At 65.4% G+C, this 13577-nt stretch carries 9 protein-coding genes; 4 read left to right on the forward strand and 5 right to left on the reverse strand.

Going from position 1 to position 13577, the window contains the following annotated elements; all coding sequences use genetic code 11:
• The first annotated feature begins 56 nt into the window (after positions 1 to 56).
• From yjgA to CCX87_RS13130, 3 genes are all read left to right on the forward strand, one after another.
• Complete coding sequence (gene yjgA / locus CCX87_RS13120) at positions 57 to 743, forward strand: ribosome biogenesis factor YjgA (RefSeq protein WP_087746882.1); 687 nt, start codon at positions 57 to 59, stop codon at positions 741 to 743.
• Positions 736 to 1329 carry a molybdopterin adenylyltransferase gene (gene mog / locus CCX87_RS13125; RefSeq protein ID WP_087746886.1) on the forward strand — a complete coding sequence of 198 codons (594 nt, stop codon included), beginning with the start codon at positions 736 to 738 and terminating at the stop codon, positions 1327 to 1329. The genes yjgA and mog overlap by 8 nt, the downstream gene beginning before the upstream one ends.
• A 106-nt stretch (positions 1330 to 1435) precedes the next feature.
• Positions 1436 to 2536, forward strand: a complete 1101-nt coding sequence (locus CCX87_RS13130) for an NAD(P)-dependent alcohol dehydrogenase (RefSeq protein ID WP_087746889.1) — start codon at positions 1436 to 1438, stop codon at positions 2534 to 2536.
• 105 nt (positions 2537 to 2641) lie between these two features.
• On the opposite strand, the gene cysE is transcribed toward CCX87_RS13130, so the two are convergent.
• Together cysE and CCX87_RS13140 are read right to left on the reverse strand one after the other, a co-directional pair.
• Positions 2642 to 3421 (reverse strand): serine O-acetyltransferase, encoded by a 780-nt coding sequence (cysE, locus tag CCX87_RS13135; RefSeq protein WP_087746893.1) that lies wholly within the window; start codon positions 3419 to 3421, stop codon positions 2642 to 2644.
• A gap of 33 nt (positions 3422 to 3454) precedes the next feature.
• Entirely contained in the window at positions 3455 to 4246 is a 792-nt protein-coding gene (locus CCX87_RS13140; protein ID WP_087746895.1) for an RNA methyltransferase, read from the reverse strand.
• A gap of 184 nt (positions 4247 to 4430) precedes the next feature.
• On the opposite strand from CCX87_RS13140, the gene CCX87_RS13145 reads away from it, so the two are divergent.
• Entirely contained in the window at positions 4431 to 5387 is a 957-nt protein-coding gene (locus CCX87_RS13145; RefSeq protein ID WP_087746898.1) for an inositol monophosphatase family protein, read from the forward strand.
• A 69-nt stretch (positions 5388 to 5456) separates the two neighbouring features.
• Here the strand turns inward: CCX87_RS13145 and CCX87_RS13150 are convergent, their stop codons facing one another.
• The 3 genes from CCX87_RS13150 to CCX87_RS13160 are packed head-to-tail and all read right to left on the reverse strand — an operon-like array spanning position 5457 to position 13527.
• Entirely contained in the window at positions 5457 to 6083 is a 627-nt protein-coding gene (locus CCX87_RS13150) for an HD domain-containing phosphohydrolase (protein ID WP_087748329.1), read from the reverse strand.
• Positions 6084 to 6105: 22 nt separating this feature from the next.
• Complete coding sequence (locus tag CCX87_RS13155; RefSeq protein ID WP_087748330.1) at positions 6106 to 10950, reverse strand: PAS domain S-box protein; 4845 nt, start codon at positions 10948 to 10950, stop codon at positions 6106 to 6108.
• Positions 10951 to 10992: 42 nt separating this feature from the next.
• Positions 10993 to 13527: a putative bifunctional diguanylate cyclase/phosphodiesterase gene (locus CCX87_RS13160; protein ID WP_087748331.1), complete on the reverse strand. Its 2535-nt coding sequence runs from the start codon at positions 13525 to 13527 to the stop codon at positions 10993 to 10995.
• Positions 13528 to 13577: the final 50 nt, after the last annotated feature.

Here is a 13577-nt window from a genome sequence, read left to right on the forward strand (position 1 = left end):
CGCTGTGGCGCCCCTCCTGTTTCATCCTTCTGCGCCACTTATCTTTGCCCCCATCCATGTCACGCAAACCCAAAAAAGGCTACTTTGTGCGAGGCCAGTTCGTTGCCGAAGGCAGCGAACTGGACATTCAGCTCAAGGCCGAACTCAAAGGCACGCCCGATGCCAGCCGCACCGACCTCAAGCGCGAAAGCGATGAACTGCAAGACCTGGGCAAAGAACTGCTGAGCCTGCGCGCCGACCTGTTCGACGCCGTGGGCCTGCCCGACAAGCTGGTGGACGCGCTGGCCGAGGCCAAGCGCATCACCAACTTCGAGGGCAAGCGCCGCCAGATGCAATATGTGGGCAAGCTCATGCGCAAGCTTGAACCCGCGCTGGTGCAGGCCGCGCGCCAGGCGCTGGAAGAGCAGCACAAGGGCTCGGCCAGCGAAAAGCTCTCGCTGCACCTGGCCGAGCACTGGCGCGACCGGCTGATTGCCGATGACGAAGCCCTGCCCCCCTGGATGGCCGAGCACCCCGACACTGACACGCAGCAGCTGCGCGCCCTGATCCGCCAGGCGCGCAAGGATGCAACGCCGCCGGGCAAGACCGCCAATGTGCAGGTCTCGCAGGGCCTGGCCCCACGCAAGGGTCGGGCTTATCGCGAGCTGTTTCAGCTGGTGCGCGAGCACCTGGGTGGTGCGGCCGGTGCAGAAGAAGAAATGCCCGAGGGCGAAGACGGCGACGACGAGGCCCGCGATGACTGAACCGCGCCAAGACCCGGTCAAGATAGGCATCGTCTCGATCAGTGATCGCGCCAGCACCGGCGTGTATGAAGACAAGGGCCTGCCCGCCCTGCAGGACTGGCTTAACCGCGCCCTGCTCAACCCCGTCACGTTCGAGCCCCGCCTGATCCCCGACGAACAGGACACCATCAGCGCCACGCTGATCGCGCTGGTCAACGAGGGCTGCAGCCTGGTGCTGACCACCGGCGGCACCGGCCCGGCCTTGCGCGATGTGACGCCCGAGGCCACGCTGGCCGTGGCGCACAAGGAGATGCCGGGCTTTGGCGAGCAGATGCGCCAGATATCGTTGCGGTTTGTGCCCACCGCCATCCTCTCGCGCCAGGTGGCCGTGGTGCGCGAGCAGAGCCTCATCATCAACCTGCCCGGCCAGCCCAAGGCGATTGCCGAAACGCTGGAAGGCCTCAAGGATGCGAGCGGCGCGCAACTGGTGCCCGGCATCTTTGCGGCGGTGCCCTATTGCATCGACCTGATCGGCGGGCCTTATCTGGAAACGCGCGACGAGGTCTGCAAGGCCTTTCGGCCCAAATCGGCAGTACGCACCCGCTGAGGCAGCAAGTCTTTTTTCAGATACCCGAGCAGCCCACTCAGGCGCCGCCACGCCACCGACATGTGGACAGCGTAAGATGACACTTTCACACGCAAGGAGCACAACCATGACCGCAATGATGAAAGCCGCCGTGTTTGTCGAAAAAGGCCGCATCGAGCTGGCCGACAAGCCGATCCCCGATGTTGGCCCGAACGACGCCCTGGTGCGCATCACCACCACCACCATCTGCGGCACCGACGTGCACATCCTCAAGGGCGAATACCCCGTGGCCAAGGGCCTGACGGTGGGGCATGAACCCGTGGGCGTGATCGAAAAGCTGGGCAGCGCCGTACAGGGCTACACCGAAGGCCAGCGCGTGATTGCTGGCGCCATCTGCCCCAACTTCAACTCGTATGCCGCCCAGGATGGCGCGCCGTCACAAGACGGCAGCTACCTGGTGGCGCGCGGCCTGTGCGGCTGCCATGGCTACAAGGCCACGGCCGGCTGGCGCTTTGGCAACCTGATCGACGGCACCCAGGCCGAATATGTGCTGGTGCCCGATGCGCAAGCCAACCTGGCGCCCATTCCCGACGGCCTGACCGACGAGCAGGTGCTGATGTGCCCCGACATCATGTCCACCGGCTTCAAGGGCGCTGAAAACGCCAACATCAAGATCGGCGACACCGTGGTGGTGTTTGCCCAGGGCCCCATTGGCCTGTGCGCCACGGCGGGCGCGCGCCTGCTGGGCGCCACCACCATCATCGCCGTGGATGGCAACGATCACCGCCTGGGCATTGCCAAGAAAATGGGCGCCGACGTGACGCTGAACTTCCGCAACGTGGACGTGATCGAGGAAGTGATGAAGCTCACCGGCGGCAAGGGCGCGGACAGCTCCATCGAAGCGCTGGGCACCCAGACCACGTTTGCGCAAGCCATGAAAGTGCTCAAGCCCGGTGGCACGCTGTCGAGCCTGGGCGTGTATTCCGAAGACCTCAGCATCCCGCTGGCCCAGTTTGCCGCCGGTCTGGGCGACCACACCATCCGCACCGCGCTGTGCCCCGGCGGCAAGGAACGCATGCGCCGCCTGATGAACGTGGTGGCATCGAGCCGCCTCGACCTGGGCGTGCTGGTCACGCACCACTACAAGCTCGACGACATCGTGGCGGCCTATGACTTGTTCTCCAACCAGCGTGACGGCGTGCTGAAGGTGGCGATCAAGCCGTTTTAAGGTGATTTAGGCCTCAAGCCCTTGCCAGTCAATCGCTGGCAGCTATAAAAAAAGAAGCACGCCCGGGAGCGTGCTTCTTTGTTTGGGGGGCCGCCCCGGCCGCGGCTACTTGCCCACCAGATCGTTGAGCTTGCCCGCCTCGAACTGCTCCTTGAGCGCCGCGCCATCGGGCACGCAATCGCCCGTCTTGACGCACTCGGACAGCTTCTCGATGGCCTGCCACAGCAGCGCGATCTGGTGCTCTTGCGACGAAGCGTTGTCGATCAGGCCGCGCATGGCCTGCGACAGCGGGTCGTCCTCTTGCGTGATGCCATAGGCCGTGAACTTGCGCGCCTGGTGCGGCTCGGTCACGTCGGCGCTGTGGCCTTCCTTGGACGGGATGATGCGCGCCGGAATGCCCACCGCCGTGGCCCCCGCCGGCACAGGTTTGATGACCACGGCGTTGCTGCCGATTTTTGCGCCGTCGCCCACCTCAAAGCCGCCCAACACCTTGGCACCGGCGCTCACCACCACATCGCGGCCCAGCGTGGGGTGGCGCTTGGCGCCCTTGTAGAGCGAGGTGCCGCCCAGCGTGACACCCTGGTAGATGGTGCAACCGTCGCCGATTTCGGCCGTCTCGCCCACCACCACGCCCATGGCGTGGTCGAAAAACACGCGCTCACCCAGTTTGGCACCCGGATGGATCTCGATGCCCGTGAACCAGCGCGCGCAATGCGAGATGAAGCGCCCCAGCCACTTGAAGCCATGGCCCCAGCACCAGTGCGCCGGGCGGTGCAGCCACACCGCGTGCAAGCCGGGATAGCAGGTAATCACCTCCCAGGTGCTGCGCGCCGCAGGGTCGCGATCAAGGATGCACTGGATGTCGGAACGCAGGCGGGCAAACATGGCTTGGTTGTTGTTGGAATATGGAAATGCAGTCTAGCGCTTTGCCTGTGCCGTCTCGAGCATGGCTTTGGCGACACCACGCAGGATGTGGATTTCTTCCGGGCTCAGTTGCGCGCGGTTGAAAAGCTGGTTCAGGCGAGGCATGAGCTTCTTGGGTGCGGCGGGGTCAAGAAAACCAATGCCGGTGAGCGCCTGCTCCCAGTGGGCCAGCATGCCGGCCACCTGCGCGGCATCGGCCTGCACGCGGGCGGGGGTGGCATTTTGCACCGCAAAACCACCCAGCGCCTGGCGCCATTCGTAGGCAATCACCTGGATGGCGGCACCCAGGTTGAGCGAGCCAAACCCCGGGTTGGTGGGAATGGAAAGCGCCACATGGCAGCGGTACACATCCTCGTTGGCCATGCCAAAACGCTCGGAGCCGAACAGAAAGGCCACACCCGATGGAGCCGCCGCAGCCTCGGCATTTGAAGCGTTTTTGGCCTCTAGCGCTTGCCCATCCAGCGCAAGCTGCTCTTTTTTCAATAGCATTTCAAAATGCGCCCGGGGGCTGGCCGTGGGCGGCCCAAAGTCACGCGGCGTCATGGCGGTGGCGCACAGGTGGCTCATGCCGTCCAGGGCTTCATCGAGCGTGGCGACGATGCGGGCGTTTTCCAGCACATCCAGGGCACCGCTGGCGCGCTGGATGGTTTCCTCGCGCCGCAGCACGTTGGGCCAGCGCGGCGCCACCAGCACCAGGTCGTCAAAACCCATGGTTTTCATGGCGCGCGCGGCGGCGCCCACATTGCCGGCATGGCTGGTTTGAATAAGGATGAAACGGGTACGCATGGAAAAATCAGAGAGGAACGGCGGGCCACCGGGGCATGCGCCATTGTCGCCGCTGGCCGGGCCGGGCTCCCGCCAGCAGGCCGCCAGAAGGCCGCCCGGAACACAGCGGGTAGAATCTCTCCCCTTGTCGCCGCATCGTCGGTCCAGGCCTTGCACTTCGGCCCCTGTCCTTCTCTCACAATTTATGTCGACCAATCTGCACCCCATGCTCAACGTGGCCATCAAGGCCGCACGCGCCGCCGGCGCCATCATCAACCGCGCGGCCCTGGACGTGGAATCAGTGCGGATCTCGCAAAAGCAGATCAACGACTTCGTGACCGAAGTGGACCACGCGTCCGAAAAAATCATCATCGAGACGCTGCTCACGGCCTACCCCGGCCACGGCATCCTGGCCGAAGAATCGGGCAGCGAATACGGCGCCAAGGATTCCGAGTTTGTCTGGATCATCGACCCGCTGGACGGCACCACCAACTTCATCCACGGCTTTCCCGTCTATTGCGTCAGCATTGCGCTGGCCGTGCGCGGCAAGATTGAGCAGGCCGTCATTTACGACCCCTCGCGCAACGACCTGTTCACGTCCACCAAGGGCCGCGGCGCCTATCTGAACGAGCGCCGCATCCGCGTGAGCAAGCGCACCCAGCTCAAGGACTGCCTGATCTCCACCGGCTTTCCCTTCCGCCCGGGCGACAACTTCAAGAACTACCTGAACATGATGAGCGACGTGATGCAGCGCACGGCCGGCCTGCGCCGCCCCGGCGCCGCCGCGCTCGACCTGGCCTATGTCGCCGCAGGCTTCACCGACGGTTTCTTTGAAACCGGCCTGTCGATCTGGGACGTGGCGGCCGGCTCGCTGCTGGTCACCGAAGCCGGTGGCCTGGTGGGCAATTTCACGGGCGAGGCCGACTTTCTGGAGCAGCGCGAATGCATGGCTGGCAGCCCGCGCATCTATGGCCAGTTGGTGCCGCTTCTGGGCAAATACAGCAAGTTCGCCAGCGCAGGCGACAAGGCCGCCGTGCGCCAGGCGGCTGAGGCAGACGCACCGGCAAACGCTGAGGCCGATGTGGCTGGGGATGTGGACGCCAACGCATCCGCAGCCATCCCACAGGCCGACGCCCCCAAGAGCGACAACGCGCCGTTCTAACGCCGGACACGCATTCGCGTTCAATCACTCCATACCGTTCACGCTGAGCCCCCTCCCCCTGGAGCGGGATCACGCAGGGTCCGGGTACTTCTGGGCGATGCGGCGAAAGTCTTCGGCGAGGTCTACAAAGGCGTCCACCATGTCGGGGGCGAAATGCGCGCCTTTGCCCCGGACGATGATGCCGCAGGCCTGGTCGTGCGAGAAGGCGGGCTTGTAAACACGCTTGCTGATCAGCGCGTCATACACGTCGGCCACGGCCATGAGCCGGGCAGACACGGGAATGGCGTCCCCCGCCAGCCCCTCGGGGTAGCCTGAGCCATCCCACTTTTCCTGGTGGCTGTAGGCGATTTCCTTGGACACGCTGAGAAACGCCACGCGCATGCCCAGCCGGCGCTCCGCATCCTCAATGGCATTGCGGCCCAGCGTGGTGTGGGTTTTCATGATTTCAAACTCTTCCACCGTGAGCTTGCCGGGCTTGAGCAGGATATGGTCGGGAATGCTCAGATCGGGCGGCGCGCCAGACTGCGCAATCTTGAGCGCCTTCTCGCCATGATTGGCCACCTTGACCAGAAAATGCTCGCGCAGCAGGCTGCCCATCAGGGTGAGGTTTTCCGGTGTGTCGTCCACCACCAGCACCGTGGCGATGGGTTTTTCCACATACTGCGCGAGGCTGGAATAAGAAGGCGCGTTTTCCATGGTCTTTCCCTCAGGTGCGCGCTCAAGGCGGGGCATCCGTTGGCGGCGTTGGCACGGGGTTGATTGTGGCCAACATGTCCAGCGCCTTTTCAAAATCGTAATTGCCAGCATGTTCTGCAACCGTCCGAAAGGCATCGCCAAGCAACGCATCAAGCACAGTCACATTGTGTTTCAAATATTCAACCGCTGCTGGATCGTCCCGCGCCAGCAGGCTGCGCAGCTGCGCGAGCGTCTGGTGCGCCTCCTGGTGCGCCACCTGGGGCACCGGATTCGACGCAGAAGAGGCGCGTTGCTGCCACGCCTGCAGTCCTTCCAGCAACGGCTGCAGGTGAACGGCCAGCGTATCGACCCGCGCGTGCAATGCCGACACCGCGTCAGCCTGCCTCAACCCGTGTTCCAGCGCCTGCGCCGCATCGGAAACACCGGTGGCGCCGATGTTGGCGGCAACCGATCGCAAGGTGTGGGCCAGCCGCTCTGCCAGCGGCATCTGGCCCGCTGCCAGGGCCTCCCGCACCCGGTGCACCGCCAGGCCCTGCCCCGCGCAGAACCGGCGCAGCAGATCGGCATAGAGCGCCGGCTTGCCCAGCGCGCGCTGCAGGCCCAGGGCCGTATCGAGCCCCGGCACCGACAGTGAGGCTATCTGCTCGGACAGGGGCGCCGGTGCGGCCACACCCGGCGCTACCCCACCGGCGCTGGCCGGTTGACCCAGCGCCGGGCGCGGGCGAATCCACCGCGCCAGCGCCGCCCACAGCACGGCCGGCTCGATGGGTTTGGCCACATGGTCGTTCATGCCGGCGGCAAAACACCGCTGGCGGTCGGCCTCCAGGGCATTGGCAGTCATGGCGACGATGGGCAGGCGGGCATGGCGCGGGTCGGCGCGCAGCCGCCGAGTGGCCGTTTCGCCGTCCATCACGGGCATCTGCATGTCCATCAGCACCACGTCGTAATGGGCGCTGTCCAGCTTTTCGATGGCGACCTGCCCGTTGTCTGCAACGTCCACCTCGAAACCGGCATCGCGCAGCAACTCCACCGCCACCAGCTGGTTGAGTTCGTTGTCCTCGACGAGCAACACACGCGCCCCCCGAATCGCCTCGGGCAACACATCGCTATCGGGTGCGGGGCCAGGCTCCTGGCGTTCAGCCAGTCCGGCGCCTTCCGTGGGATGCATCAAGGTGTCAAAAAGAACCGAGGCATTCACCGGCTTGATCAGCACGGCGTCGATGCCCTGCGCGCGCGCCGCGCGCATCACGTCTTCGCGCCCGTAGGCCGTGACCATCAGCATCTGCGGCACCTGCGCCAGGCCCAGGCTGCGGATATGCCCCGCCAGCTCAATGCCGTCCATGCCTGGCATGTGCCAGTCCAGCAGCAGCAGCCCGAACGGCTTTTGCTGCTGCATGGCGGTGCGCAGCACGTCCAGGGCCTGGGCGCCCGAATGCGCCTGCTGCACCTCAAAGCCCATGGACTGCAGCATGTCCGACAGCACCGTGGCGGCCGTGTGGTTGTCGTCCACCACCAGCACGCGGCGCCCGCGCATGCTGGTAGGCGGCTGCAGCCGGCGTGCCGGCGCCCCGCGCTCCAGCGGCAGCGTCACCCAGAAGGTCGAGCCCTTGCCCAACTCACTGCGCACGCCCACCTCGCCGCCCATCAGCTCGGCCAGGCTCTTGCAGATCGCCAAGCCCAGCCCGGTGCCGCCGTGGCGGCGCGTGGTGGACGGGTCGGCCTGCTGAAAACTCTGGAACAGTCGGCCCATCTGCTCGGGCGTGAGGCCGATGCCTGTGTCGCGCACCTCAAAGCGCAGCAGCACGCGCCGGGCATCCTGCTCGTGCACCCGCACGGCGATGCTGATCTCACCGTGGTCGGTGAACTTGACAGCGTTGTTGGAAAAGTTGATGAGAATCTGCCCCAGTCGCAGGGAGTCGCCCACCAGATTGGCGGGCACATCGGCGGCCACATCGCAGACCAGTTCCAGCCCTTTGGCGCCGGCCTTGTAGCCCACCACATCAGTGACGCCTTCGAGCAAGCGGTCGAGCACGAAGGGGTGCTTTTCCACCTCCAGCTTGCCCGCCTCGATCTTGGAGAAATCGAGGATGTCGTTGATCACGCCCAGCAGGTGCTGGCCCGCCTGCTGGATCTTGCTCACATAGTCGTGTTGCCGGGCGTTCAGGCCCGACTTGAGTGCCAGGTGCGACATGCCGATGATGGCGTTCATGGGCGTGCGGATTTCATGGCTCATGTTGGCCAGAAAATTGGACTTGAGGGCCGCGTTTTCCTCTGCCATTTCCTTGGCCAGGCGCAGGTTTTGCTGTGCCTTCGTGCGGTCGGTGATGTCCACAAAGGTACCAATGGCGCCACCCTGCGAGCCGTCCGGACGCAAAAACCCGTGCAACCAAAAGAGCATGTGGTGCACGCTGCCGTCGGCGAAGGGCAGGTCCACATCCTTGTGCACCGATTGCGTTCCCGTCATCACCGCACCCGCATCCGCATCAAACCGGGCCCGCTCCGCCGCCGTCAGAAACTGCAGGTCCAGCACAGTCTTGCCGATCAGGTCTTCGCGGCGCACGCCAAAGGCCTCTTCGTAGGCCACGTTGAACCCGATGTACCGCCCCTGGGCGTCCTTGTAGAAAAGCGGCACCGGAATGGCATCGATCAGGGCCTGCTGAAAGCCCAGTTGCTCCGCCACCTGCGCTTCGAGCTGCTTCTGGTCGTGGATATCCACATTGACCCCGACCACGCGCACGGCCTTTCCGGCGGCGTCGCGGACAATGCGGGCGGCCTCCAGAAACCAGCGCACCTCGCCATCGGGGCGCACGATGCGCCAGGAATTGCGCAGATAGGTTTCGGTGCCTGCCAGGCACTGATCAAAATAGGCACCGGCGCGCTCTCGGTCATCGGGATGCAGACAGGCCAGCCAGCCGGCACGCCCGTTGGGCTGGGTGCCCGCAGGCAAGCCAATCATTGCCACCAGTTTGTCCGACCAGACGATGGCGTCGCTCGCCAGATCGATGTCGTACACGCCCACCTTGCCAGCCTCCTGGGCCAGCTCCAGCCGTTCGGCGGCCTCGCGCATGGCCACCTCGGCCTGCCGCGCCTCGCTGATGTCTTCAATCACCCAGATCGACGCCGACTGGCAGCCCTCCATCTGCACACCGCGCCCGGACAGGCGCGCAACATACGTGCTGCCGTCCAGCCGGTAGAGCGTGGCATCTTCCCGCAGCGCCTGCCCCTGAGCCAGCCGGGGCACCACGCGCGCGATGAACTGCTCGGAATGGTGGGGGCCGCCGAACAAGGTGGATACGCTCTGCCCCAGCAAACCCGCCACCGTGCCACGCATCAGCTCCACAAACGCCGGATTGAACTGTTTGAACCGGCCATCGCACACCAGCAAGATGGGTGGTGCGTTGTCAAAAATGGCCGTTTGCTGCTCCAGCAGCTCGTTGAGCAGGCGCTCGCGGCGCTGCAGCTCGGCCTGGGCCTGCATGCGCTCGGTGACATCTTCGTGCAAGCCCACCATGCCAATGCGTTTGCCCCGTTTGTCGAACACCGGCGAAAGCGTGGCCTCGTCGTGGTAGATGCTGCCGTCCCGCCGCCGATTGACGAACTGCCCCTGCCAGGAATGCCCCGACAGCAAGGTGGACCACATCTGCTGGTACGTTGCGGGCGCAGTCTGGCCGCTGGCAACGATGGAGGGCTTTTTGCCGCGCACATCCCTCAGGGCATAACCAGTATTGCGCTCGTATTGCGGATTGACCCAGTCAATGCGCCCATCGCCATCGGTGATCACCACGGCCACCGGGCTGCTCTCCAGCGCGGCGCCCAGCAGGTGAAACCGCTCGCCCGCCGCAGCCACACGCTGGCGGCTGACCAGCAGGTCCCGCACCATGAGGCCCAGAAGGCTCAGGATCACAAAGGCCACACCGCCCACCTGCAGGCGCAGGGGCAGCGGCGTCAAGGCACTGACATCGTCCAGCGCCAGCAGTTGCCAGTCTCCGCCGGGGTCTTTCCAGTCAAGGGGGTGCCGCGCTACCGCATGGGTCACACCATTGATTTCCACCTGGTCCGCATCGGGAGAAAACGGCAGCGCCGAGGCCACGCCGTTGTCAAAATGCTGCCCCATCTGCCGGGACGCGCGAACAGCATCAATGCGCGCCTGGGTCAGCGGCGGGGTCATGGCAAACAACCATTCGGGCCGGGTCGCGGCAAAGGCCACACCCTGGGGGGACAACAGCAGCATGGGCAACCCGGCACTTGCGAGCTGCGCATCCACGGAGTCCAATCCCACCTTGGCCATCACCACACCAATGATGGTGCTGCTGAGCGAGTCGCTTTCGTACAGCGGCGCCGCGTAATACAGCCCGCGCTCTTTCGTGTTGCCGCCAATGGCGGCATACACATTCGCTGCGCCATGCACGGCCTGCTGGAAATAGGGGCGATACGCCAGATTGCCCCCCGTGAACCTGGACCCCGGGGTTTCATGGGCCACCACGGTGCCATCATGCGACATCACATAGATGCCATCGATCAAAAACCGGCCGCGCGCCACCGCCAGCCGGTTCAATGCCGCGCTGTCGTCCGGCGCCAGCACACCCATGGCTATGTCCTTGAGCAGTGGCTCGCTGAGCCCGAGCAGGGACACCGCCCCCAGCAACCCACCCCCTTGCACCTGCACCTTCAGTGCCTGCGCCGTCTGGTCCAGCAGCCGGGCGCGCTCCACACTGCGCTCTGACTCGCGCCAGCGCGCAGCCGCCTCCACCACCAGCCAGCTGCCCAGCAGCGCCACCGCCAGCACCAGCGCCCATCCCCGGGCCCAGCGGGCGTTGCGCTCCAGCACCCTCTCGAAAAAATGCGCGCCCTCGCCTATGCCGCGCATCATGCGCACTCTCCCGTCGACGCACGCTGGCGCGCCCGCGTTTCAATGCCCAGGGTGCAAATACGCATCGATGTTCTCCATGGGACCCGGCCGTCCAAACAAATAGCCCTGAAACTCTGCGCAACCATGCAGGCGCAAAAACGCCAGTTGCCCTGTGGTCTCCACCCCTTCGGCCACCACCTCCAGGTCCAGGCTCTGGGCCAGCGCCAGGATGGTGCGCACGATGGTCGCATCATTGGGGTCGGTCAGCACGTCGCGCACAAAGCTCTGGTCGATCTTGACCTGGTCGATCGGCAGCCGCTTGAGGTAGCCCAGGCTGGAGTAGCCGGTGCCAAAGTCGTCAAGTGAAAACCCCACGCCTTCGCGCTGGAGCTGCTCCATGCGCGCAATGGTGTCTTCGATGTCGCCCAGCAGCAGGCTTTCGGTGAGTTCGAGCTTGAGCCTGGCCGGGTTGGCACCGCAGTCTGCCAGCGTTTGCAGCACGCCGCTCACAAAGCCGGGCTGGCGAAACTGGCGCGCGCTGACGTTGACGGCGATCGAGAGGTGGCGGGTTCCCTCGTGTTCACCCCAGCGCTGCAACTGTGCACACGCGGTCTGCAGCACGAACTGCCCCAGCGGCAAAATCAATCCGGTCTGCTCGGCCAGGGGAATGAACTCGGCGGGGCCGACCATGCCGCGCACCGGGTGGCACCAGCGCACCAGCGCCTCGACACCCACCAGGCGGGCGTGGTGGTCCACCACAGGCTGGTAGTGCACGCGCAGCTCGCCGCGCGCCAGGCCCTGGCGCAGGTCAGCCTCCAGGTTGGAGCGGGCGTTGACCGCGGCCTGCATGTCCAGGTCAAAGAATCGCTGGGTGTTGCGGCCTGCGGCCTTGGCCTGGTACATGGCCAGGTCTGCCCGCTTGAGCAATTCGTCCACCGACAGGCGCTCGTCTCCAAACAAGGTGATGCCAATGCTGGGGGTGCTGTAGTGTTGCTGGCCGCCCAGATCAAAGGGCTGGTTCAGGCTGGCCAGCAGCTTTTCGGCAACGGCTTCCGCATGGCTGGTGGCCTCGGACAAGCCGGGGCGAAGGGTTTCCAGCATGACGACGAATTCGTCGCCGCCAAAGCGGGCCACGGTGTCGGTCTCGCGCACGCAGGCCGCCAGCCGCGCCGCCACCTGCGACAAGAGCTGGTCGCCCATGTCGTGCCCCAGGGTGTCGTTCAGGTACTTGAAATTATCCAGATCAATGAACAGCAGGGCGCCCAGCTGGCGCGTGCGCGCGCTGCCCGCCACCGCGCGCTGCAGCCGGTCGAGCAGCAGGCGCCGGTTGGGCAGGCCCGTGAGCGCGTCGTAAAACGCCAGGCGCTCTATCTCCTGCTCTGCGCGTTTGCGGTCGGTAATGTCCATGGTGAAGCCGTGGCACACGACCGAGCCATCGGCCTCTCGATGGGGAATGGCATTGGTGATATGCCAGCGCACGCTGCCGTCGGGCATGGCAACCCGGTATTCACACTGCAAGGGCACCAGATTGGGCAGCGAAGCCGCAACCGCTTGCCGCACGAGGGCAGCATCCTGGGGCAGCATGCTGCGCATCAGCACCTCATGGTCACGGACCACATCCTCGGGATTGACGCCCATGAACTCGCGCACCGCGTCGCTGATGTATTGCATGCGACTGACACCGTCGGTGTGCAGCCGGTATTCGTAGATGAACCCCGGAATGCGGCTGGCAATGCGCTGGATGAACAGCAACTGCTCGCGCAGCCGCTCTGCGGCGCGGCGCTCGTCGGTCACGTCCTGCACCACGCCCATCTCCACCCGCACGCCGTCGCCAGCCCGCGCGTGGCGCATGCGCGATCGCATCCAGCGGATCTCTCCGTCCGGGCGGCGCCAGCGGTATTCGACGTTGGTGCCCGCTCCCTGCTTGCGCGCCTGCTCGAAAACCTGCCGGTCCTCCGGCAGGATGCCGCTCAGCGCACGCTCAAGGCCCACCCACTCCTGGCGCTCAAACCCGGAGATATCACACAGACCGGGAGACCACAGCAGCACGGTTTCGCCCGGGTCTTCAATCTGCCGCCAATGGCCAGTGCGCGCCAGGCTCTCCATGGTGTTGAAGACATCGCTTTGCTCGTGCAGCTCACGGCGCGCGTCTTGCAGAGCGCGCTCGGATGCGGCCAGCGCGGCACGCAGGTTTTCGGCCTCGGAGACATCGTGCACCGTCACCATGATGCTGTTGCTGCCGACACTGGCCACACGGCGGGCCGACAACTCCCAGGCCAGCACCGGGCGCCCCGGCTCGCGCACGATCGGGCGGCACTCCAGCGGCACGCCCACCCGCGCCACCGCGCACAGTTGCGCGACGATGCCCGTGCGCTGCAATGGGTCAAACACCTCTGCGGCATCGGTGCCGGGGCCGCGCACCGCGCCCAGCCCGGGCATGCGCCGCGCAGCCGCGTTCGCTGCCACCAGCACCAGGCGCACGCCTTCCAGCTGGAACTCCATCAGGGCCAGAGGCAGCATCTCGAAAAAAGGCTGCCAACGTGCGTGCACCCAGGGCGCCTGCGCGCCCTCGTCACCGGGTGCCAGAAAATCCATCAGCAGGTCAGGGGAATTCACGTTGGCGCAGAACTCGTTCGTAAAAAAAG

Source organism: Acidovorax sp. T1, assembly GCF_002176815.1.
Classification (GTDB): Bacteria; Pseudomonadota; Gammaproteobacteria; order Burkholderiales; family Burkholderiaceae_C; genus Acidovorax.

Bases quoted from the DNA above. Each gene is read 5' to 3' on its own strand.
- yjgA (WP_087746882.1), top strand. From the start codon at position 57: ATGTCACGCAAACCCAAAAAAGGCTACTTTGTGCGAGGCCAGTTCGTT.
- CCX87_RS13145 (WP_087746898.1), top strand. From the start codon at position 4,431: ATGTCGACCAATCTGCACCCCATGCTCAACGTGGCCATCAAGGCCGCA.
- CCX87_RS13155 (WP_087748330.1), bottom strand. From the start codon at position 10,950: ATGCGCGGCATAGGCGAGGGCGCGCATTTTTTCGAGAGGGTGCTGGAG.
- CCX87_RS13160 (WP_087748331.1), bottom strand. From the start codon at position 13,527: ATGGATTTTCTGGCACCCGGTGACGAGGGCGCGCAGGCGCCCTGGGTG.
- cysE (WP_087746893.1), bottom strand. From the start codon at position 3,421: ATGTTTGCCCGCCTGCGTTCCGACATCCAGTGCATCCTTGATCGCGAC.
- CCX87_RS13130 (WP_087746889.1), top strand. From the start codon at position 1,436: ATGACCGCAATGATGAAAGCCGCCGTGTTTGTCGAAAAAGGCCGCATC.
- mog (WP_087746886.1), top strand. From the start codon at position 736: ATGACTGAACCGCGCCAAGACCCGGTCAAGATAGGCATCGTCTCGATC.
- CCX87_RS13140 (WP_087746895.1), bottom strand. From the start codon at position 4,246: ATGCGTACCCGTTTCATCCTTATTCAAACCAGCCATGCCGGCAATGTG.
- CCX87_RS13150 (WP_087748329.1), bottom strand. From the start codon at position 6,083: ATGGAAAACGCGCCTTCTTATTCCAGCCTCGCGCAGTATGTGGAAAAA.